General features: G+C 58.5%; 23 protein-coding genes. 13 read left to right on the top strand and 10 right to left on the bottom strand.

Features of this window, described 5'->3' with window-relative positions; all coding sequences use genetic code 11:
- Positions 1–248: 248 nt before the first annotated feature.
- From CQ002_RS15670 to CQ002_RS15660, 3 genes are read left to right on the top strand one after another with little or no spacing between them, the layout of a single operon-like run.
- Entirely contained in the window at positions 249–713 is a 465-nt protein-coding gene (locus CQ002_RS15670) for a thiol-disulfide oxidoreductase DCC family protein (RefSeq protein ID WP_069023164.1), read from the top strand.
- A gap of 60 nt (positions 714–773) precedes the next feature.
- Complete coding sequence (gene folE / locus CQ002_RS15665) at positions 774–1334, top strand: GTP cyclohydrolase I FolE (RefSeq protein ID WP_069023161.1); 561 nt, start codon at positions 774–776, stop codon at positions 1332–1334.
- 36 nt (positions 1335–1370) lie between these two features.
- The gene (locus tag CQ002_RS15660; RefSeq protein ID WP_069023159.1) at positions 1371–2081 is read left to right on the top strand and encodes an SDR family oxidoreductase; all 711 of its coding nucleotides are present in this window, start codon (positions 1371–1373) and stop codon (positions 2079–2081) included.
- A 66-nt stretch (positions 2082–2147) separates the two neighbouring features.
- Here CQ002_RS15660 and CQ002_RS15655 read toward each other — a convergent pair whose 3' ends face one another.
- Complete coding sequence (locus tag CQ002_RS15655) at positions 2148–4058, bottom strand: potassium transporter Kup (protein ID WP_105162011.1); 1911 nt, start codon at positions 4056–4058, stop codon at positions 2148–2150.
- Positions 4059–4647: 589 nt separating this feature from the next.
- Here CQ002_RS15655 and CQ002_RS15650 point away from each other — a divergent pair.
- The 5 genes from CQ002_RS15650 (at position 4648) to CQ002_RS15630 (ending at position 9301) form a co-directional block, all read left to right on the top strand.
- Complete coding sequence (locus CQ002_RS15650; RefSeq protein ID WP_069023155.1) at positions 4648–5124, top strand: PAS domain-containing protein; 477 nt, start codon at positions 4648–4650, stop codon at positions 5122–5124.
- A 79-nt stretch (positions 5125–5203) separates the two neighbouring features.
- Complete coding sequence (locus CQ002_RS15645; protein WP_105162010.1) at positions 5204–6742, top strand: cryptochrome/photolyase family protein; 1539 nt, start codon at positions 5204–5206, stop codon at positions 6740–6742.
- Positions 6739–6891 carry a DUF2256 domain-containing protein gene (locus CQ002_RS15640; protein ID WP_105162009.1) on the top strand — a complete coding sequence of 51 codons (153 nt, stop codon included), beginning with the start codon at positions 6739–6741 and terminating at the stop codon, positions 6889–6891. Before CQ002_RS15645 ends, CQ002_RS15640 begins: the two co-directional genes overlap by 4 nt.
- Positions 6892–7465: 574 nt before the next feature.
- Positions 7466–8911 carry an ATPase domain-containing protein gene (locus CQ002_RS15635; RefSeq protein ID WP_164403629.1) on the top strand — a complete coding sequence of 482 codons (1446 nt, stop codon included), beginning with the start codon at positions 7466–7468 and terminating at the stop codon, positions 8909–8911.
- Positions 8912–8935: 24 nt separating this feature from the next.
- A complete protein-coding gene (locus CQ002_RS15630; protein ID WP_069023148.1) occupies positions 8936–9301 on the top strand; it encodes a response regulator in 366 nt (121 codons plus the stop codon).
- A gap of 131 nt (positions 9302–9432) precedes the next feature.
- Here the strand turns inward: CQ002_RS15630 and CQ002_RS15625 are convergent, their stop codons facing one another.
- From CQ002_RS15625 to CQ002_RS15610, 4 genes are all read right to left on the bottom strand, one after another.
- Positions 9433–9798 (bottom strand): histone-like nucleoid-structuring protein, MvaT/MvaU family, encoded by a 366-nt coding sequence (locus tag CQ002_RS15625; protein ID WP_105162008.1) that lies wholly within the window; start codon positions 9796–9798, stop codon positions 9433–9435.
- Between the two features lie 351 nt (positions 9799–10149).
- The gene (locus tag CQ002_RS15620; protein WP_069023144.1) at positions 10150–10797 is read right to left on the bottom strand and encodes a nicotinamidase; all 648 of its coding nucleotides are present in this window, start codon (positions 10795–10797) and stop codon (positions 10150–10152) included.
- A 164-nt stretch (positions 10798–10961) separates the two neighbouring features.
- The gene (locus CQ002_RS15615) at positions 10962–11735 is read right to left on the bottom strand and encodes an L-iditol 2-dehydrogenase (protein ID WP_098466276.1); all 774 of its coding nucleotides are present in this window, start codon (positions 11733–11735) and stop codon (positions 10962–10964) included.
- An 18-nt stretch (positions 11736–11753) separates the two neighbouring features.
- Positions 11754–13013, bottom strand: coding sequence for a sugar ABC transporter substrate-binding protein (locus tag CQ002_RS15610; protein WP_371919458.1), 1260 nt, complete (start codon positions 13011–13013; stop codon positions 11754–11756).
- Positions 13014–13277: 264 nt separating this feature from the next.
- On the opposite strand from CQ002_RS15610, the gene CQ002_RS15605 reads away from it, so the two are divergent.
- The 3 genes from CQ002_RS15605 to CQ002_RS15595 all read left to right on the top strand — a co-directional run bounded on the left by CQ002_RS15605 (position 13278) and on the right by CQ002_RS15595 (position 16377).
- On the top strand, positions 13278–14216 hold the full coding sequence (locus CQ002_RS15605; RefSeq protein WP_105162006.1) for an AraC family transcriptional regulator: 939 nt from the start codon (positions 13278–13280) through the stop codon (positions 14214–14216).
- A 155-nt stretch (positions 14217–14371) separates the two neighbouring features.
- The gene (locus CQ002_RS15600; RefSeq protein WP_069023136.1) at positions 14372–15319 is read left to right on the top strand and encodes a nucleoside-specific channel-forming protein Tsx; all 948 of its coding nucleotides are present in this window, start codon (positions 14372–14374) and stop codon (positions 15317–15319) included.
- Positions 15320–15333: 14 nt separating this feature from the next.
- The gene (locus CQ002_RS15595) at positions 15334–16377 is read left to right on the top strand and encodes a purine nucleoside permease (RefSeq protein WP_069023134.1); all 1044 of its coding nucleotides are present in this window, start codon (positions 15334–15336) and stop codon (positions 16375–16377) included.
- 20 nt (positions 16378–16397) lie between these two features.
- Here CQ002_RS15595 and CQ002_RS15590 read toward each other — a convergent pair whose 3' ends face one another.
- The 3 genes from CQ002_RS15590 to CQ002_RS15580 all read right to left on the bottom strand — a co-directional run bounded on the left by CQ002_RS15590 (position 16398) and on the right by CQ002_RS15580 (position 18414).
- Positions 16398–17357, bottom strand: coding sequence for a zinc-binding alcohol dehydrogenase family protein (locus CQ002_RS15590; protein ID WP_105162005.1), 960 nt, complete (start codon positions 17355–17357; stop codon positions 16398–16400).
- A 29-nt stretch (positions 17358–17386) separates the two neighbouring features.
- Positions 17387–17560 (bottom strand): DUF1427 family protein, encoded by a 174-nt coding sequence (locus CQ002_RS15585; RefSeq protein WP_012723684.1) that lies wholly within the window; start codon positions 17558–17560, stop codon positions 17387–17389.
- Positions 17561–17649: 89 nt separating this feature from the next.
- On the bottom strand, positions 17650–18414 hold the full coding sequence (locus tag CQ002_RS15580; RefSeq protein WP_105162004.1) for a helix-turn-helix transcriptional regulator: 765 nt from the start codon (positions 18412–18414) through the stop codon (positions 17650–17652).
- Positions 18415–18529: 115 nt separating this feature from the next.
- Here CQ002_RS15580 and CQ002_RS15575 point away from each other — a divergent pair, with 115 nt between their 5' ends.
- On the top strand, positions 18530–18772 hold the full coding sequence (locus tag CQ002_RS15575) for a DUF6555 family protein (RefSeq protein WP_069023127.1): 243 nt from the start codon (positions 18530–18532) through the stop codon (positions 18770–18772).
- A gap of 16 nt (positions 18773–18788) precedes the next feature.
- Entirely contained in the window at positions 18789–19061 is a 273-nt protein-coding gene (locus CQ002_RS15570) for a hypothetical protein (RefSeq protein WP_069023125.1), read from the top strand.
- Positions 19062–19182: 121 nt separating this feature from the next.
- On the opposite strand, the gene CQ002_RS15565 is transcribed toward CQ002_RS15570, so the two are convergent.
- A complete protein-coding gene (locus tag CQ002_RS15565) occupies positions 19183–19353 on the bottom strand; it encodes a metallothionein (RefSeq protein WP_081327098.1) in 171 nt (56 codons plus the stop codon).
- Between the two features lie 88 nt (positions 19354–19441).
- Positions 19442–19894 carry a DMT family transporter gene (locus CQ002_RS15560; protein ID WP_069023122.1) on the bottom strand — a complete coding sequence of 151 codons (453 nt, stop codon included), beginning with the start codon at positions 19892–19894 and terminating at the stop codon, positions 19442–19444.
- Positions 19895–19898: the final 4 nt, after the last annotated feature.

Genomic DNA, 19898 nt, shown 5'->3' with positions numbered 1-19898 from the left:
GTACCTACCCGGCAGGACAACCAGGCCGCCCCTGATCTCAGGGGCGGCTTTTTTAATTGTTGGGCATCTCCCCCGATGACGCGCACGCCCTAGCGTACCTTGCCGCCAGGAACCTCCCTGTCGAACGAACGGGCGATCCGCCCACGCAACGGCGCGTCAGGGTCCATGGCACGGCAAAACACTCATGCTCATTGTCAGTCCGTTTCTTTAAGCATATCTTGTACAAAACCTATACAAGACCATACACCATGTACAACAATACGGATTGGCCGCTGACGCTGTACTTTGACGGTGAATGCCCGCTGTGTGCGCGCGAAATCCGGATCCTGCAACGGCACGCCTCTGATAATCGACTGCTGTTTGTCGACATCAGCAGCGCTGGGTTTGACGCCAAGGCACTTGGTTTCACAGTCGAGCAGATGCAGTCCTCACTGCATGCGCGTTTCGCTGATGGTCGCTGGCTAACCGGCTTGGACGCCACCCTGTGGAGCTGGCGAGCCGCTGGCCTGGGGTTTTGGGCCACGCCACTGACATGGCGTGCATTGCGCCCGCTGTTTGAATTGGGTTATCGCCTTTTCTGCCGCTTACGTCCCCATTTGGCGTGGTTACCTCACCCGGACGGTGGTCGTCGCTGTGTCGATAACCGTTGCACGGTGGCGCAGTCAGAACCCGAGTCCGACAAGAAGCCCGCGTCGAAAATAAAGCACGTCTAGAAAACTTCGTCTTGTCATTGGCCCAACGAAGAACCTGAGTCAACGCTGCGAGGAATCAACATGAACCCGTCATTAGCAGATCAATACCGTGAAATTCTCGTCGGCGTAGGCGAGAACCCTGAGCGCGAAGGCTTGCTGGACACGCCCACGCGGGCGGCCAAAGCGATGCAGTACCTGTGCAACGGCTACACGATGGACCTGGAAAGCGTGGTAAACGGCGCGTTATTCGAATCGCAGAATGATGAGATGGTCATCGTGCGCGACATCGAACTGTATTCGTTATGTGAGCATCACATGCTGCCCTTCATCGGCAAGGCTCATGTCGCGTACATCCCCACCGGAAGGGTGCTGGGCCTGTCAAAGGTCGCCCGAGTGGTGGATATGTTCGCTCGCCGCCTACAGATCCAGGAGAACCTCACAAAACAAATTGCCGACGCCATTCAGCACATCACCGATGCCGCCGGCGTTGCGGTGGTGATCGAGGCCAAGCACATGTGCATGATGATGCGGGGCGTGGAGAAACAAAATTCGGTGATGACCTCATCGGTGATGCTGGGCGCCTTTCGTGAATCCTCCCCTACACGTCACGAGTTCCTGCAACTGATAGGACGACTGGGTTAACGCCAACACATCGCGCCAGACGGTGGGAGAGACTAGATGAACAGTGCGTTCAAGATGAATTCCCTTGGCGAGGGCTATCGTGCCTTGGTGATTGGCGCCAGTGGTGCGCTCGGCTCGGCTTTTTGTGAATGGCTCAATCAGGATCCACGGTGTGCGGGCGTACGTGAGCTGGGGCGCAACAGCGTTCCATGCCTGGACCTGGAGGATGCGGACAGTATCGCCAGAGCGGCCGCAGAATTGACTGGAGAAGCACCGTATCAGTTGATCTTGCATGCAGCCGGCCTGCTCCATCGCGAGGGAATAAAGCCTGAAAAAAGTTACGCCGCGATTGAAGCAGATGCACTGCATTCGGTATTTCAAGTCAATACTGTGGGGCCCGCCCTGGTGTTGCGTTACTTCCTGCCGTTGCTAGACCCTCAGGGCGCAATGGCAATGCTCTCTGCCAAGGTCGGTAGCATCGGTGATAACCGCCTGGGCGGCTGGTACGCCTATCGCGCTTCCAAGGCGGCATTGAACATGCTGATTAAAACCGCGGCAATCGAACTGGCACGAACCCGTCCCCAGGCGCGCTTGCTGAGCCTGCATCCCGGCACGGTGATCTCGGGCTTGTCACAGCCCTTTCGTGGGGCTTCTGCCGCGAGACCAGCAGACATTGCTGCACGCGAATTGTTAACGCTGATTGACCGCTTGGAGCCTGCCGACAGCGGCCACTTCTTTGCTTACGACGGAGAGCGCCTACCCTGGTAGGCGCGTCGTGAACCGTCATCGACAGGGGTTGACCGAAAGCAAGGCGAATGGTGACGTACGAGTGTGTTACATCTCCACTTGAGTACCCAGTTCAATCACCCTGTTCAATGGCAATTTGAAATACTTGAGGTTGCTGTTGGCGTTCTTCAGCAGAAACGCGAACAGGTTTTCTCGCCAGCGTGCCATGCCAATACGCTGGGTCGGGATCACTGTCTCACGACTGAGAAAATAGGTCGTGCGCATCGGGCTGAAATCCAGCTCATTCAAATGACACAGCTTCAAGGCCATGGGAACGTCGGGCTCCTCCATGAAACCGAAGTGGAGGCTGACACGGAAGAACCCTTCTCCATAAGCTTCGACCTCAAACCGTTGGTCTGCACTCACTCGAGGGCTGTCTTCGGACACTACGGTGAGAAGCACCACTTGCTCGTGCAGCACCTGGTTATGCAAGAGGTTGTGCAAGAGTGCATGGGGAACGGCATCCGCCCTGGCGGTCAGGAAAACCGCTGTACCTTGCACCCGGTGCGGCGGCTGCGAACGGATGCTACTGATGAACAACGGCAGGGGCAGCGCGGTCTCGTCCAGCCGCTCGACGATGATTTTGCGCCCCCGCTTCCACGTGGTCATCAAGATGAACAACCCGATACCGGCGATCACCGGGAACGCACCCCCCTGGAAAATCTTCGGCGCATTGGCCGCGAAGTACAAGCTGTCGACCAGTAGAAAACCGAGCAGCAGCGGGATAGCCACCCAGCGCGGTGTTTTCCAGAGCAGCAGGGCCACGGCTGAAGACAGAATGGTGGTGATCAACATAGTACCTGTGACAGCCACGCCATACGCAGCCGCCAAGTTACTGGAAGACTCGAAGCCGATCACCAGCAGTACCACACCCACCATCAATGCCCAGTTGACGGTGCCGATGTAAATCTGACCCTGCTCCTGGCTGGAGGTGTGCTGGATAAACATCCGGGGCACGTACCCTAGCTGGATCGCCTGGCGCGTCAGGGAAAAAGCACCGGAGATCACTGCTTGAGAAGCGATGATGGTAGCCAGTGTGGACAGCGCGACCATGGGGAGCAACGCCCAGCTAGGCGCGAGCAAATAGAATGGATTGCGCACCGCCTCCGGGTTCTCCAGGATCAGGGCACCCTGGCCAAAGTAATTGAGCGCCAGGCCAGGCAATACCAGCATGAACCAGGCACGCGAGATCGGTTTGCGACCAAAGTGGCCCATGTCGGCATACAGTGCTTCGGCGCCGGTCAACGCCAATACGACAGCACCCAGTATTGCCACGCCTATTCCCGGATGGGCGACGAAAAACTGTACCGCCCAAGCAGGGTTGAGCGCTTGCAGCACTTCGGGGCGCTGCAAGATACCGTAGATCCCGAGGGCACCCAACACCACGAACCATAGCACCATGACCGGGCCAAACAGGACACCGATGCGAGCCGTGCCATGTTTCTGTATCAAGAACAACGCCACCAGCACGATCACCGACAGTGGCACGACCCAGTGTTCTATTCCGTCAAAGGCGAGCTGTAACCCTTCCACCGCCGAGAGCACAGAAATCGCGGGGGTGATCATGCTGTCCCCGTAAAAAAGCGCTGCACCGAACAGGCCAAGCAGAACCAGGACTTTACTCATGTGCGGATAAGGCGCTGCTGCGCGGCGGGCCAACGCTGTCAACGCCATGATGCCGCCTTCGCCCTGGTTGTCGGCGCGAAGAATAAACAGCACGTACTTGATCGAGACGACCCAGATCAATGACCAAAAGATCAGTGACAGAATGCCCAGCACACCGTCGTGATTGACCTGAACGCCATAATGGCCGGAAAAAACCTCCTTCAATGTATAGAGGGGGCTGGTGCCAATATCCCCATAAACTACCCCGACCGCAGCGACGAGCAAGCCCACCCCTGACGTCTTGGAAGGGGAGTGTTCATTTACGGCGGTCGCTGTCTCACTCAAGGGGCGCATCTCTCAATTATCAGGGGGAGTGAATGCACGCAATCCTTGGTCATTGCACTCTTTCAGGGCCATCGGAAAAACGAGGCGCGTAGAGGATCAAAAAAACGACGCCAGTATCGTTGCGAGCAACGCCCTCTACCGTAAAGAAGCCGTAAAAATTTCGGACGGAACCTGCCCTTCTTGGCGCGCTCATCACAGCGTGTCCTACCTGGCCAAAGGGCATCGGTTCACAATCGACGTGATGCTGGCGGCGCGGCGCCTGGCAGTGTCTTTGTCTTTCAATGCAGTCTTATTTTACGAAGAAAGAACGCCCGCCAGCGTCGATGATTTACCCTCGAAAGACGTCCGCAGGGCCATCGGCAATAAAGGGTCTAAACGGGGTGCCCTCCGGTATTCAATACACGTCGACAGTGTGGGTTGGTACGAAAAACACTTGAGCCGACTACGTTTGACTGCGAACGGGTGTAACAGTGGCTTGTGGGTACGCGTTCGAGTGTCCAAACGGTCGAGCCACCATGGAAAAATGCCCTAGCACTTCTGGAAATCCAGATCAGCCAGGTTGTTATAGAATGGCTTGAAACTCATAGGGGCTCTGAAAATGATCGACGCAGAACTGCTGAAATTGATGGTTGAAACCTCCGATGACGGCATTGTGATTGCCGAGCAGGAAGGCGATGAGAACATCCTGATCTATGCCAACCCCGCCTTCCAGCGCCTGACGGGCTACAGCGTCGACGACATCCTGTATCAGGACTGCCGCTTCCTGCAGGGCGATGACCGGGACCAAGCCGGCTTGGCCGTTATTCGCGAGGCGATAAAGAACCATCGCCCTTGCCGGCAGATCATTCGCAACTACCGTAAAGACGGCAGTGCGTTCTGGAATGAGCTGTCGATTACCCCGGTATTCAACGACGCTGACCAACTGACTTATTACATCGGGATCCAGAAGGACGTGAGCGCCGAATTCGAGGCTGTCGCGCGTGTGCGCGAACTGGAAGCGGAAGTCGAACACTTGAAGGTTCAACTGGCTCAATGGCAATCCACGTCCCCAATGCTTCAGGACCCAACGCATTAATGATTCTTTGGTGTCCACTGCAAACGACTTTCCTCCGATGACGGCTACCTGGCACCCACACTCAGCTGGAACTTACTGAATGAAGAAGTCGAACCGGCTGTGCCTGGTCTTGGGCGACCAGTTATCTTTCGACCTTGCCTCACTGCAAGGGCTCAACAAGGACCGTGACACGGTTCTACTGGTCGAGGTGATGGAAGAAGCCAGCCATGTGCCCCATCACCCGCAGAAAATCATCCTGATCTTCAGTGCCATGCGTCATTTCGCCGAGGCGTTACGACAGCAAGGGTTCCAGGTGCAATACGTCACGCTTGATGATCCGAAAAACAGTGGAACCGTCAAAGGCGAACTGCAGCGCTGGCAGGCATTGACGCATTCCGATGAAATACATATCACGGAGTGCGGCGACTGGCGCCTGGAACACGCCCTCAAGGACTGTGGGCTGGCCATCCAATGGCATCCCGACAGTCGGTTCCTTTGCACGCGCACCGAATTCTCTGACTGGGCCAAGGGCAAGAAGCAACTGCGCATGGAGTTCTTCTACCGCGAGATGCGTCGCAAAAGCGGGTTATTACTCAATGGCGATGGGAGCCCGGTCGGAGGCGCCTGGAACTTTGATGCGGACAACCGCAAGGCATTGCCCAAGGGCGTCATCCCGCCGTCACCGGCCCGCTTCAAGCCAGATGCGATCACCCAGGATGTGCTTGCGTTGGTAGCCGAACATTTCTCCAGTCACTATGGCAGCTTCGACACGTTCGACTACCCGGTCACACACGCCGATGCCCAGGCGTTGTGGGAGTATTTCCTCGACTGGGGGCTGGCAGCGTTCGGCGACTACCAAGATGCAATGGCCAGTGATGAACCCTTCCTGTTTCATGCCCGGATCAGCGCCGCGCTCAATATTGGCCTGTTGGACCTGCGTCAGCTGTGCCGTGACGTTGAGTCGGCGTATTGGGCCCACAGGATTCCATTAAACGCCGCCGAAGGTTTTATTCGTCAACTCATAGGTTGGCGTGAATATGTACGGGGCGTCTACTGGCTGAAAATGCCCGACTACGCCGGCGGCAATCTGTTTGGCAACAACCGGCCGCTTCCAGCGTTCTACTGGACGGGCAACACCCAAATGAAGTGCATGAGCCAGGCGATCGGCCAAAGTTTGAAACATGCCTATGCCCACCATATCCAGCGGTTGATGGTGACCGGCAACTTCGCGCTGCTCGCAGGCATCACCCCGACTCAGATCTGCGACTGGTACCTGGCAATTTACATGGACGCGTTCGACTGGGTCGAACTGCCCAATACACTGGGTATGGTCATGCACGCCGACGGCGGGTACCTGGGTTCCAAGCCTTATTGCGCCAGTGGCCAATATATAAAGCGCATGTCTGACTACTGCCGCACCTGCGTCTACAAGGTCAGTGAAAGCACGACCGACGACGCCTGCCCTTTCAATTCACTCTACTGGCATTTCCTGATGCGCCACGCAGACCTTCTGCGCAGCAATCAGCGCTTGGGCATGGTCTACAAAAACCTCGACCGGATGACTGAACCCAAACAACAAGCGCTGTGGGATCGCGGCCAGGAACTGCTCGCCAGGCTCGATGCAGGGGAATCGTTGTGAAGAAGAGCGAACTGCCGGTCAAAAAGTGCGCGGTCTGCGGATTAGATTTTGCCTGGCGCAAAAAATGGGCGCGCTGTTGGGATGAGGTCCGCTACTGCTCGCAGCGTTGCCGTCGAAACAAGGCCGCAAACGCTGAAAGTGTGAAGTAGATACGTGTGAGTCTTGTGCAGTGACGACAAGCATGCAAATAAGCAGTCCAGTCGCTGTAGTCGCTTCAAGAGGGTCGGCTGCGATAAGCCGCAGCAACGATTACCGCATGTGCTGGGATCGCTGCTGATGACGTTCACTGGATACGGCTGGTTTGATCGTAGGGTCCAGGCAACCGCTTCATTCTGGAATCAAGCCTTAGCGCGCGTTAAGCGTTTAATGCCTGCCGGCCAAGTCCCAATACTACCCCTGGTCACTGCGCAACAATGCTGTACGGCAAATAGCGCCGTTTTTTAGAACTCGCGACGTTCCGTGCAAGAGGCTGTTGGCCAGAACTCGAAAATGATTTGAATTGCCGAGCTCCGTCATTGTCCTCTCAACACCTCATGCGAAAACAAGCGGTCTAGCAGGGGCGACACCGTTGCCAAGACTCACAATAGAGCCGTCATTCGACGGAAAAATAGGCACCTGCTACCATGCCCATCCCTGTCCAAGGGATGGATGGCCCCAACACGCAATTGACGTTAGCATTCAACTTAATTCGGCTTGAATAGCCTGTCTTCATATCAGGGTCGCATTGTGGAAAAGCTTAAACGCCTTCAAAGCGGAATCGAAGGGCTGGATGCTCTGCTCAAGGGGGGACTGGTTGCGGGCTCCTCATACATTATTCAGGGCCGTCCAGGGTCCGGCAAAACGATCCTCGCCAACCAACTTGGATTCCATCACGCGAATAATGGAGGGCGGGTACTGGTTGCGACGCTCCTGGCTGAATCGCACGACCGGCTTTTTCAATTTCTTTCTACCCTCAGCTTTTACGACGCCTCCAAAGTAGGCGCCGAAATCCAGTTCGTCAGCGCATTTGACACCTTGGAAAACGAGGGTCTTGACGAAGTAGTGAAGCTGCTTCGGCGCGAGATAAGCCGTCAGAAAGCAACCGTGATGGTGGTGGACGGTTTACTCAACGCACGCTCCAGAGCTGACTCGCACATTGACACCAAAAAATTCATCTCTGAGTTACAAGGCCACGCCGCCTTTGCGGGTTGCACCGTGTTATTTCTTACCAGCTCCCGCCTGGATGACGGTAGTCCAGAGCACACGATGGTCGATGGTGTGATCGAAATGGGTGAGGAGCTTTATGGCACGCGCTCAGTACGTCGTATTCAACTGCGAAAGACTCGCGGTAGCGGAGCGATGACGGGCCTCCACGAGTGTGAAATCAACGATCATGGGTTAGTGGTTTATCCACGGCTGGAAAGCCTCTACAGCCACCCGTCAGCACTCGACAGTGCCGACTTGACGCGCATCGCCAGCGGCGTCGCCTCGTTAGACACCATACTGGGTGGCGGTCTGTACAGCTCCAGCGTGACGCTGGTCATGGGCCCCTCAGGAATAGGTAAAACGACCCTGGGGCTCAAGTTCCTCGGCGAGTCCACACCTGAAGCACCCGGCTTGCTGTTTGGATTCTATGAAAGCCCACAGCGACTGCGCTTGAAAGGTGTCTCCCTGGGGGTCGATGTAGAAGGTATGGAAAAAAGCGGCGCCTTGAGCATCGCCTGGCAACCCACCACCGAAGGCCTGCTGGATGGCTTGGGCGCCCGACTCCTGAAAATTGTCGAGGAAAAGGGCATCAAGCGTGTTTTTATCGATAGCCTCAGCGGCATGACGCGGGTTTCGACCAACCCAGCACGGATCACCGACTTTCTAAGTGCGCTGATGAACGAGCTTCGCGCCAGAGGAGTAACGGTGTTCGCGTCCTGGGAAATGCGTGATCTCTTCGGCTCGGAGGTCAGCGCACCCAACTCTGACCTGTCCAGTTTCGTTGATAACCTGATGCTTATGCGCTTCTTCGAGAATCAGTCTGAACTATGCAGGACCCTCTCTATTCTTAAAGTACGAGACAGCTCCTACGACCCCTCTCGTTTTGAGATGGTGATCCGTGACCAAGACGTTGATCTGAAAAAGGCTTCAAGCAATGAGCCACCCACATCCAGTCATTCATCGCTGCCTGGTTCAACTTCCTAAGTCTTTGATTCGGGTTATATTCACATGACCACCATTCTGGTCGTCGACGACGAGTATTTGATCGCTGACATTCTTGGCTTCGCGCTAGAGGATGAGGGGTTCATGGTCGTGAAGGCAGGCCACGGTCAAAAGGGACTTGAAGTGCTTGAGAGAGAGCGCCCCGACTTGATCATCACCGATTTCATGATGCCGGTGATGGATGGACTCGAATTCGCCAAAGCCGTACGAGCCCTGCCCTCCGTTAAACACTTGCCGATTATTCTGATCAGCGGCGCCCAGGCGCACATTGGCATGCAGAGATCTGACTTGTTCAATGTTGTGTTGGAGAAACCGTTTAATATCGACTTGATCATTGACGAGGTAAAGAAACTCCTGGCTGACCGTCATTAAGATGCCAAGTCGAAGTGCCCTGAACGTGTGATTGAACGAAGGGACGATTGGCAGCCGTGTCGAGGTTCAAGCCAGCCAGCGGTTAACTGAAAATGGGCCCTCGTTGGGCCCATTTTTACCTCAAGCGATGATCATTGGGCGAGCCAGGATTCCACGGTGGCCGAACCATGTTCAGCTTTCCACTCTTTCAACCCTTTGTGATTGCCGCCCTTGGTTTCAATGGTCTCGCCGGTGTGCGGATTCTTGTAGACCTTAACCTGGCGGGCTTTGCGTGTACCGGTTTTCGGCGCGGCTAAAGAGGCGCGTCGGCCGGCTTGCGGATCCAGCAGGTTGATCACGTTTTTCAAGCTGTAACCATATTTCGCGAGCAAATCCCGAAGCTTCGTTTCGAATTCGATTTCTTTCTTGAGGCCAACATCACCCTTCAACGCTTCGAGTGCCTGGAGCTGTTCGGCGAGGTGTTTTTCGAGCTGGCGGAATTCGGCAAGCTTAGACATTGGAAACCTCTGGTAGGTAAGTCTTTTAACAGTACACCAAAAGCAGAGTACTGGACGAACGACGGGTGATCGAAAGCGCGCGGCCATCAATCATCTGAAGCCTGTAAGGCAAGCAAGGTTGCGCACTAAGAGAATAGAACATGAATAACAACAGTGATCGCGCCGACTTTATTTATCATTGCACTCACACTAACGAATCCATCGATATTGCATCGAGTGTTGAGCGCAGAACGACGGGCGGCCGCGTTGTTCCGATCCGTGGCCGCGTAGACGCTTAAGAGGACGCCTTGAGATAGGAACGGGCTGACACACGACAGCGATCATTCCAGCCAATCAAGTCGACCTCGGCCATCAACGTGTGGCCAACGCCACCAGTTCTTCGCGGCTGCTGCTGATCTGGGCACCGGCCTTGAGCAGATCATTGACCGCCTGTACGCCGCCCTCCTGCGTGATGCCTCGGCACGCCGGCAGGTGCAAGACCACTTCAAGGCCAGCGCTGAGCAGTTGCAACGCGGTGGTCTTGACGCAGTAGTCCAGGGCCAGGCCGCCGACGATCACGCGGCTAACGCCCTGGGCCCTGAGGTACTCGATGACGCCGGTCGACAACTTGTCGTGCAGGTCGTGGTAGCAGGCACCGTAGGGGTGCAGGTCGGGTTCGACACCTTTCCAGATGAAGTAATCGTAGTCGTAGGGCGTGGGCAACTCGTCCAGCAAGGTGAAGCCTTCGGTGCCCGGTACGCAGTGGCTCACCCAGGTTACATCGGCGTGGGCCAGGCCCGTCGGTTGTAGCATCTCGCTGTGCTGCGACACCACCCAGGGCGCGTGCGGGGTGTGAGCGTCCTTGCTGCCGACGCGATGGCCGGCGAGGCTGGCCATGTAATTGAGTTCGGCACCGATCTGGTCACCGCCCGCTACCGGTAGCTCGTTGGGGCACAGTGGCGTGAAGCTCTTCTGGGCATCCACGTCGAATGAAGCAATGGCGGTTTTCGCAAGGGGCATGGTCGTTCTCCTGTGGCCTGGCATCCACTTAACGCAGTGGCTGATGGCAGCGTCAAGCTGCCGTTCTACCACACCATGACCGCGGCATCGCTACAGAAACCGCGGTTCTTCAAACGGCCGCAGTCGCGAGCAAGCCCGCTCCCGCATTTTTACTCGGCCTGCAGTCAACTCATCCAATTGCCGCCGTCGACGTTATAGGTCTGGGCCACCACATAGTCGGCCTCCTTCGAGGCCAGGAAGATCGCCATCCCGGTCAGGTCCGCCGCCGTCCCCATCCGCCCAAAGGGCACCGCCTCCCCAACCCGCTTCTTTTTCTCGCCTGGCGCCAACCCTTCATGCCTGGCAAACAACGCATCCACTCCGTCCCAGTGCTCACCCTCGACCACGCCGGGGGCAATGGCGTTGACGTTGATGCCCTGCTTGATCAGGTTCAGCCCCGCCGATTGGGTAAGGCTGATCACCGCCGCCTTGGTCGCGCAGTAGATCGCCACCAACGCCTCGCCCCGCCGTCCGGCCTGGCTGGCCATGTTGATGATCTTGCCGCCGTGCCCCTGGCTGATCATCTGCCGCGCGGCGGCCTGCAGGGTGAACAATGTGCCGGCGACGTTGATCGAGAACAGCCGCTCGTAACTGTCGCGGGTGATGTCGACAATAGGCGCGAGGTCGAATAGCGCGGCGTTATTGATGAGGATATCCAGCTTGCCGGCCTGGGCCACCACGGCAGCAATCGCGCCGTCGATGGAGGCCTGGTCAGTGACATCCATTGCCACCGCGTAGGCTTGCGGGCCCAGTTCGGTGGCGGTGGCCTGGGCGCGTTGCAGGTTGATATCGGCGATGGCCACGGTGGCGCCCTCGGCGATGTAGGCCTGGGCAAAGGCGCGGCCGATCCCGCGTGCTGATCCGGTGATCAGCGCGCTCTTACCTTCGAGTCGTTTCATTGAGGTGTCCTGTGAACATTATTTCGGGTAGCCGGCGCGTTTCATCTCGCGCTCGGTGCTGGACTGCGCCTGCAACAGGGCCTGGTCAACCGACATGCCGCCGGTCAGCGCAGCCGAGAACAGTTTGCCGACCGACGTGCCAATCGCCTGGAACTCAGGGATCGTCACGTACTGGATGCCCACGTACGGCACCGGCTTGGCCGACGGGTGTGCAGGGTCGGCGTGCTTCATCATCTCCAGGGTCACCTGGGCAAAGGGCGCCGCTTTCAGGTACGCCTCGTTGTAGGTGGACTGGCGGGTGCCTGGCGGTACGTTGGTGATGCCTTCTTTGTCGGCCACCAATTGGATGTAGTCCTTGGAAGTCGCCCAGTTGATAAAGGCCTTCGCGGCGTCCTTGTGCTTGGAGGTGGCCGGAATCGCCAGGGACCAGGCGTAGAGCCACGAGGACCCTTTATCGGTGACTTCGGTAGGCGCGGCGGCAAAACCTACGCGGTCGGCGACCTTGCTCTGAGTGTTATCGGTGGTGAAGGAACCGGCCACGCTGGCATCGACCCAGATCGCGCATTTGCCGCTGTTGAACAGCGCCAGGGTTTCGTTGAAGCCGTTGCTGGACACGCCCGGCGGCCCATATTGCTTGAGGGTGTTGACGTAGAAGTTGGCGGCAGCGGTCCACTCGGGGCTGGTCAGTTCGGGCTTCCACTGTTCGTCGAACCAGCGTGCCCCAAAGGCGTTGGCCATGGTGCTCAGCAAGGCAATGTTTTCGCCCCAGCCAGCCTTGCCACGCAGGCACATACCGTACTGGTCCTTGTCCTTGGCGGTGAGCTTGGACGCGAACTCACCGAGCTGGGTCCAGGTGGGGTGCGCCGGCATGCTCAGGCCTGCCTGATTGAACAGGTCGGTACGGTAATAGGTGACGGTGCTTTCGCCATAGAACGGCAAGGCATACAAGGTGCCGTTGACCGACAGGCCCTGGCGTACCGAGGGGAAGATATCGTCAGCGTCGTAATTGGCCGGCAGTGGGGCCAGGGGTTCCAGCCAGTGCTTGGCACCCCATAGCGGGGTTTCGTAGGTGCCGATGGTCAGCACGTCGAATTGCCCGCCCTGGGTGGCGATATCGGTAGTGAGGCGCTGGCGCAGCACGTTTTCTTCCAGCACCACCCAATTGAGCTTGATGTCCGGGTGCTGTTCTTCGAACACCTTGGACAGGCGCTGCATGCGGATCATGTCACTGTTGTTGACCGTGGCAATGGTGACGGTGTCGGCGGCATGGCTGGGCATTGCCAAGGCCAGGCCAGAAAGCAGGAACAACGCTTGCGGGATCTTGAACATAGCGGTTTCCACCTGTTGTTTTTCTTGTTGTTGAGCGCCGATTACAGCAGCTTGGCCAAGCCCTCACAAACGCATGGCGAATGCTCGACCGATACTTTTTTAACTGCTGACTGGAAGTTAAAAAAGTATCAGTGCCGGGCGAAACCGGGGGTAGCGCGTCCGTTACCAACCCGCGTATTTTGAGACGATCCAACCTCTAAAAGAGGCATCACCATGCCCGTCAGTCGCGCCCAACTGTTCGAACATCGCCCCGCCGAACTCGAAGTGATCCTGCCCGAACCGGATCATTGCTTTCGCTGGTTCGAACACGACTACCCCTATGACCTGGCGCGCTGGAACCACCACCCCGAATTCGAAATCCACCTGATCCGCCAAGGCAGCGGCAAACTGGTGGCCGGCGACTATATCGGTGCATTCAGTGCCGGGCATGTGGCACTGATCGGCCCCGACCTGCCCCACGACTGGATCGGCGAGCTGGCGCCCGGCGAGTCCCTGAGCGGCCGCGACGTGGTGCTGCAATTTGACGGCGCCGCCCTCCTCGCCCTGCGCAAGACCTTGCCGGAACTCGGTGACCTGTCGGTATTGTTCGAACAGGCCCGTCGCGGTCTGGAATTCATAGGCGACACTGCCGTCACCGCAGCGAATCTGATGGAAGCCATCGGCAGCGCCCATGGCCTGCAGCGGTTGATCCTGTTCCTGCAATTGCTCGACACCCTGAAAAACGCCCCGCCGCAGCAGGTCAAGGCCCTGGCCAGCCCGTGCTATGCGCCGACCCTGGACGCGCGTAGCGCCGAGCGCATCAACAAAGCGTTTGACTATTTGATGCGCGAGCTGACGGGCGATGTGCGCTTGTCGGTGATCGCACAACAGCTGGACATGAGCGAACCAGGCTTCTCGCGCTTCTTCAAGCGCAACACCGGCCACGGGTTCATCGACCTGATGCGCAAGTTCCGTGTGCAACGCGCCTGCCGGCTGTTGCTGCAAAGTGACATGTCGGTGGCCGACATCTGCTTTGAAGTGGGCTACGCCAACCTGTCCAATTTCAACCGGCACTTTCGCATCGAGATGAACCAGACGCCGAGTGACTATCGGCGGGAAACGGCGATGCATCTGTTCCAACGCATTGAAAAAATGACACCCAGTCAATTCTGACCAAAAGGTCGACTAATCCCATTTTTTTTCAGGCTGATCAATCGATTGAGCAAAGTTGGTACAGCCTGTGCAAACGTTTGCGGTACGAACTTGGCCACCCAGTTCACCCCCACCCGAAGAATCGGGTCCAAACCGCGTACGAATAGGGATTTTCAATGCATCACTCCTCTTGGCACCCTGCTTCCCTTGGTGTTTCCCTGCTACTGGCCGCCGTTACGGGAGTACTCAGCGCCCCCATTTTGGCGCAGGAGAAACCCGCCGATGACTCAGCACAGGGCGAAACCCTCAGCCCTGAAGCCAGCCCGGCAAAAAAAGGCGCGTACCTGTCGGACTGGTTCAACCAGGACCTGACGTTGATCGGCAGCAAAGACATCAGCTTCGGCCCCAAGCCGCAAGATGACATCTATCTGGAATACGAGTACTTCGGCCGCAAGGGACCCTTCGAGTTGTACGGCTATATCGACGTGCCTAAGATCCTCACGATCGGTAACAGTAATGACAAAGGCGTGTGGGACCATGGCTCGCCAGTGTTCATGGAGCACGAGCCGCGCATCTCCATCGACTACCTGGCGGGCCGCAGCCTGGCCATCGGGCCATTCAAGGAATGGTACGTGGCGTTCGACTGGATCTACGACCACGGCAGCAACAAGGAAAACCGCGCCAATACCCTGTACAGCGGCCTCGGCACCGACATCGACACCCACTCGCGGGTCAACCTGTCGGCCAACTTCTACGGGCGTTACCAGTGGGAAAACTATGGCGCCAGTAACGAATATTCCTGGGACGGCTACCGCGCGCAAATGAAGTACATCGTGCCCATCGGCAAGTTCGATAACGGCGCCTCGCTGACTTACATCGGCTTCACCAACTACGATTTCGGTTCGGACCTGCACAAGGACAACCCGGCGCGCACCGCCAACTCCGTGGTGGCGACCAATGTGCTGTTGTATTCGTTTACCCACCTGCGCTTTACCCTGGTCGGTCGTTATTTCCATAACGGCGGCAACTGGGAAGACGGCAGCGAGCTGAATTTCGGCGAAGGCAACTTTCGCGCCCGGTCCGACGGCTGGGGCTACTACGCCGGCGTGGGCTACCAATTCTAATCAAGGAGCTTTAGATGAAAGCGTTTACCCGTTTCTCCGTTACCGGCTTCTCGATGGCTGTCGGCCTGGCCCTGCTGCCCCACGTGGTGCTGGCGGATGCACCGGCGCCGATCAAACCCAAGGTCATGCTGATCACCATGTTCGCCCCGGAAGCGCAAACCTGGATCGATCGGCTGGAACTCAAGCAGCAAGTGCGCGTGCCAGGCTTGTCGGCTGAGTACCCGGTGATCCGCTGCAACACCCAGGACGTGTGCCTGCTGGTGACCGGCATGGGCCAGACCAATGCCGCCGCGTCCACCCTCGCCCTGGCCCTGTCACCCAAGTTCGACTTGCGCCAGAGCTACTTCCTGATCGCCGGAATCGCCGGTATCAACCCCAAGCACGGCACCCTCGGCACCGCTGCCTGGGCGCACTACCTGGTGGAGTTCGGCACTCAATGGGAGCTGGATTCACGGGATGCCCCAAAGGATTGGCCGACCGGCTATATCGGCATCAACACCAAGGGGCCCAACGAAAAACCACCCTTGGACTACAAGACCGAAGTGTTTGAGCTCAACCCCAAGTTGCAGGCCAAGGCCTTCGCCTTGTCGCAGAAAGTCGAGCTGACGGAAAGCAAGGAGTCCAGCGCCTGGCGCAAGCACTATCCTGCCGCCCCTGCCAACCAGCCGCCACAAGTCACCCGTTGCGACACGCTGGCGGGCAACACCTGGTTCTCGGGCACTCGTTTAAGCGAACGCGCCGAAGTCTGGACCCAGTTGCTGACCGACAACAAAGGCGAGTACTGCACCACCCAGCAGGAAGACAATTCCACCTATGAGGCCCTGCTACGCGCCAGCCGCGAAGGCCTGGTGGATATCCAGCGCCTGGCGGTGGTGCGTGCCGGCTCGGACTTCGACCGCCCGTACCCTGGCTACAGCGAAGTGGACAACCTGCTCAAATACGCCGATCAAGGGGGCTTCGTGCCGGCGCTGGAAAACCTGTACCGCACGGGTAACCCGCTGGTGCAGGCGATCCTCAAGAACTGGTCGGCATGGGAGAAAGGCGTTCCAGAAGCGTGAGGATCCACCCATAGGCGCCGTCAGGGCAGGAAGATGATTTTGTCCGCACTGCCCTGGTTCACCGCGTCGAAGCACTGCACCCCATCGGCCAGCGCCACCTCACGCAGGCCGGTGGGCAGCGGCAGCAAGCCCTCGTCAAAGAAGCGCCCGAACTGCTCCAGCATGACCGCGCATTGTTCGCAGTTGTAGAGCAGCGAATTGATCCCCACTACCGAGCCGCCCTTGCGATACAAGGCCAGTGCCGGCAGTTGCACATGGCCGTCCACCGGTGCCGCGATAATGGCGATGCGACCGAACGGCGCCAGGCCTGCCACCGCCGCCGGCAGCCAGAACCCCGTGGTGTCGAAAATCACATCGGCACCGCCCTTGAACACGGCATTCACCGCCGCACCCAGTTCTTCCGGCGTGCCCAGGGCAATCGCCTCGAAGCCCTGCCCCTGCAACACCCCAACCTGCTCAGGACGCCGCACTGCGGCCAGCACCTGGGCACCGCGAATGTTCGCCAGGGCCAATGCCGCGCTGCCGACAGCACCATTGGCGCCGATCACCAGCAACCGCGTGCCTTTCCCCACACCGCTGCGCTCCAGCGCGTCCCAGGCGGTGGTGTACGGTACGCCGAGGCTGGCTGCCTGGGCAAAACTCAAATGGGTCGGCTTATGCGCTACGCCCTTGGCCGACACGGTGAGGTACTGGGCATGGGAACCGTCGGCAAAAAAACCCAGGTCGCGGCCAGTGCCCCAGACGTCCTGCCCGACCAGTTCCTGTGGTCCCTCCACGACGACACCGGCAAAGTCGCGACCGGGAATGCGTGGCAAGGTGGTGTAGGGAAAACGGCCGAGCACGTTCTTGACGTCGCTGGGGTTGAGGCCGGCGGCCTTGACCTGTACCAGCACTTCACCCGCGGCCGGGACCGGAGTGGCAACGTCGACAAAACCGAGGGCGGCGAGATCACCGGTGGCAGTAAATTGCAGTGCTTTCATGGCCAATATCCATCGAAGAGAAAAAGGGATCAAGACAACCAGGTGCCCACCAACTGCCGGCCCATGGGCCAGAGCTTTTCGCCCAGCAGCATGCCCATCAGGCCGATCAAGGCGATGGCCGGGGGTGCGGGCGAGCGGAAATCCAGGGCGCCGTAGATCACGCCGACAAACAGGCCAATGGCGAGGGAAATCAGGTAGTTCATGAGGTCAGCGCCGTGTGGGTGGATGCGCTCAGTCTAGAGAGACGAATCCTGAAGCATCGGCCAAGTGCTTCGGGATTTCGGCCAACCCTTTAACCCAGGTAGTGGGAAGGCGCCACACCGAGTTCACGGCGGAACATGTCGCTGAAGCTACTGGGCGAGTAACCGAGGGAGCGGGCAATGCTGCCGACGGACTGGCCCTGGATCAACTCCGCCACTGCCGTGGCCAGTTGCACCTGGCGGCGCCACTCGGCGAAGCCCATGCCCAGGTTGTGCTGGAACAGCCGCGCCAGGGTGCGCACACTGGCACCGGCGGTTTCGGCATGTTGTTCAAACGGGATCTCCAGGGATGGCGCGGCCATGACCGCCTGGCAGGCGTTGACCAGGCGGCGGTCGGCCTCCACCGGCATGGCGATGCGGATTTGCGAGCGACGCGCCCGTTGCAACTCCAGCAAGGCCAGGCTGACCACTGCGTCGTAGTAACCCGCCTCACCGCTGTCACCCTCGTCCACCAGGGTCACGATCAGCTCCCGCAGCAACCCACCGACTTCGATCACCTGCACCTGGCTGTCCAGCGTCGCTGCGAGCGCCGGGCGCAAGTAGATATTGCGCATCTGCAGATCCGATACCACTCGAATCCCATGCTCTACACCCGGCGGCAGCCAAACCGCACGCTGCGGCGGCACCACCAGGGCTTCGCGCGGGGTCTCGACCCACATCACGCCGCTCATGGCATAGAGCAACTGCCCCCAGTCGTGGCTGTGGGGTTCAACGTACAGCCCACGCGGGTACGTGCGCGCCAGGGGCTGCACGAGAACGGCGTGATCACTGAGGTCGGGCGGCGCGGCCTGGGCCATAGGGTGCACATCAATCAGGGTGAGCCGCCATGGTAATGACCACCGCTCGACAATCCGAGTGAATTTTTACAGTCGCGGGTGATCACTTGTTTATACCGGGAGGGTCAATGGACCAATGAATAACGCAAAACTGTTTGTGATCGACTACACGCTGCATGGCGAGCCCAAGTCATTCATCATTCGCCTGGAAAAGCTCGATGCCGCTGAAGCCTGGCATTGGGCCAGTTGTGACGCGGGCGTCGGCCGCATCGGCCGCTTTGCTCGTGAGCAAGTGAAGAAGACCAGCCAGCAGCAAGCTGAGAAATTCGGCATTACCAACGTGCAATGGCGCCGCTCGGACGCGCGCGCCCAGGCTTGATAAGGAAGGGATAACCATGGATTTGCCGGTAGCGGTCAATGGCAAGGCGCGCATTGACTACACCCAGGACACTCTTTTTGGGCCAATGGCCAAGCATGTCGAATGCCAGGTGAGCCTCCAACAGCAACCAGGCTGGACGGTGCTCAAGGTGTTCCAGCCTTTGCCGGATGACCTGCACGCAGCGCACACCGTGGTGTTTGCCCTCGAGGGTCGACGCACCAGCGCGGTCGTAAAGGATAGCCAACGGCTGTCAGACCATAGCCTGCGGCTTGAACTGGAAACCCAGTAGCCAACACCACGCACAGGGCGTGTGGAAGTTGGCTTACCTGCGATGGCAGCGTATCAATGACTGATGGGTGGCTGACTCACCGCCATTGCAGGCAAGCCAGCGCCCTCCGTTGTGAACGCATTCAGCCTTTGGCCGACTTGGCGCATTCGCAGCCCGTGGCCGCTGCGCACGGTTCGCCATGGGCGTGGTGCTCGGCACAGCCCTGGCAGCAATAGCCCTGACCGTCCTTCATTACCGCATCAGCCCCCAATACACACTTGCAGTGTGGGCAGGCACAGGTTTTATCTGGCATGTCAGACTCCTTCTTCATGGTCGTCCCGGTGCGGCGGACGCCGGCACCTTAAGCAGTGACTGCGGCCCGCCGTCGATGGTTCAAATCATCAGTCGGTGCGGGTATTGCTGCGATACATGAACACCAGCGCCAATGCCAGGCAGGCCATCGCCACGACCCGGCTGGCCGACAATTCAATGGCCGGGTTGCCCAGCCAGCCGAAGTTGTCGATCAACATGCCCATGCCCAGTTGGCCGACGATCACCGCGACAGTGGCGACAGCCGTGCCAACCACCGGCACCGCGCCAACCATCACCATCATGTACACCACACCGAACAACGCGCCGGTCAGTTGCCATTTCGGCACATCCAGCAAGCTCACCGCCTGGGCGGGCTCAAAGAACAGGATCAACAACGCGGTGACAATCGCCCCCACCACAAAAGTCACCAGGCTGCCCCGCAATACACCCACGGCCTGGCCCAGGCGACCATTGATGGCTGCCTGCACGCTCAACACCGCCCCTGCGGCAACCACGACTACCAGTAACAGAATCAGATTCATCGCC

It is taken from the genome of Pseudomonas sp. MYb13 (assembly GCF_002980075.1).
In the GTDB taxonomy this organism is placed as follows: domain Bacteria; phylum Pseudomonadota; class Gammaproteobacteria; order Pseudomonadales; family Pseudomonadaceae; genus Aquipseudomonas; species Aquipseudomonas lurida.
This window is presented reverse-complemented; position numbering and strand designations above follow the sequence as displayed.

What these genes read in the sequence shown, in the direction of transcription:
- CQ002_RS15585 (WP_012723684.1), bottom strand. Translation starts at nt 17,560, where the DNA reads ATGAACTACCTGATTTCCCTCGCCATTGGCCTGTTTGTCGGCGTGATC.
- CQ002_RS15605 (WP_105162006.1), top strand. Translation starts at nt 13,278, where the DNA reads ATGCCCGTCAGTCGCGCCCAACTGTTCGAACATCGCCCCGCCGAACTC.
- CQ002_RS15560 (WP_069023122.1), bottom strand. Translation starts at nt 19,894, where the DNA reads ATGAATCTGATTCTGTTACTGGTAGTCGTGGTTGCCGCAGGGGCGGTG.
- CQ002_RS15575 (WP_069023127.1), top strand. Translation starts at nt 18,530, where the DNA reads ATGAATAACGCAAAACTGTTTGTGATCGACTACACGCTGCATGGCGAG.
- CQ002_RS15620 (WP_069023144.1), bottom strand. Translation starts at nt 10,797, where the DNA reads ATGCCCCTTGCGAAAACCGCCATTGCTTCATTCGACGTGGATGCCCAG.
- folE (WP_069023161.1), top strand. Translation starts at nt 774, where the DNA reads ATGAACCCGTCATTAGCAGATCAATACCGTGAAATTCTCGTCGGCGTA.
- CQ002_RS15565 (WP_081327098.1), bottom strand. Translation starts at nt 19,353, where the DNA reads ATGCCAGATAAAACCTGTGCCTGCCCACACTGCAAGTGTGTATTGGGG.
- CQ002_RS15660 (WP_069023159.1), top strand. Translation starts at nt 1,371, where the DNA reads ATGAACAGTGCGTTCAAGATGAATTCCCTTGGCGAGGGCTATCGTGCC.
- CQ002_RS15670 (WP_069023164.1), top strand. Translation starts at nt 249, where the DNA reads ATGTACAACAATACGGATTGGCCGCTGACGCTGTACTTTGACGGTGAA.
- CQ002_RS15590 (WP_105162005.1), bottom strand. Translation starts at nt 17,357, where the DNA reads ATGAAAGCACTGCAATTTACTGCCACCGGTGATCTCGCCGCCCTCGGT.
- CQ002_RS15610 (WP_371919458.1), bottom strand. Translation starts at nt 13,013, where the DNA reads ATGCCCAGCCATGCCGCCGACACCGTCACCATTGCCACGGTCAACAAC.
- CQ002_RS15580 (WP_105162004.1), bottom strand. Translation starts at nt 18,414, where the DNA reads ATGGCCCAGGCCGCGCCGCCCGACCTCAGTGATCACGCCGTTCTCGTG.
- CQ002_RS15655 (WP_105162011.1), bottom strand. Translation starts at nt 4,058, where the DNA reads ATGCGCCCCTTGAGTGAGACAGCGACCGCCGTAAATGAACACTCCCCT.
- CQ002_RS15615 (WP_098466276.1), bottom strand. Translation starts at nt 11,735, where the DNA reads ATGAAACGACTCGAAGGTAAGAGCGCGCTGATCACCGGATCAGCACGC.
- CQ002_RS15630 (WP_069023148.1), top strand. Translation starts at nt 8,936, where the DNA reads ATGACCACCATTCTGGTCGTCGACGACGAGTATTTGATCGCTGACATT.
- CQ002_RS15625 (WP_105162008.1), bottom strand. Translation starts at nt 9,798, where the DNA reads ATGTCTAAGCTTGCCGAATTCCGCCAGCTCGAAAAACACCTCGCCGAA.
- CQ002_RS15645 (WP_105162010.1), top strand. Translation starts at nt 5,204, where the DNA reads ATGAAGAAGTCGAACCGGCTGTGCCTGGTCTTGGGCGACCAGTTATCT.
- CQ002_RS15570 (WP_069023125.1), top strand. Translation starts at nt 18,789, where the DNA reads ATGGATTTGCCGGTAGCGGTCAATGGCAAGGCGCGCATTGACTACACC.
- CQ002_RS15650 (WP_069023155.1), top strand. Translation starts at nt 4,648, where the DNA reads ATGATCGACGCAGAACTGCTGAAATTGATGGTTGAAACCTCCGATGAC.
- CQ002_RS15595 (WP_069023134.1), top strand. Translation starts at nt 15,334, where the DNA reads ATGAAAGCGTTTACCCGTTTCTCCGTTACCGGCTTCTCGATGGCTGTC.
- CQ002_RS15600 (WP_069023136.1), top strand. Translation starts at nt 14,372, where the DNA reads ATGCATCACTCCTCTTGGCACCCTGCTTCCCTTGGTGTTTCCCTGCTA.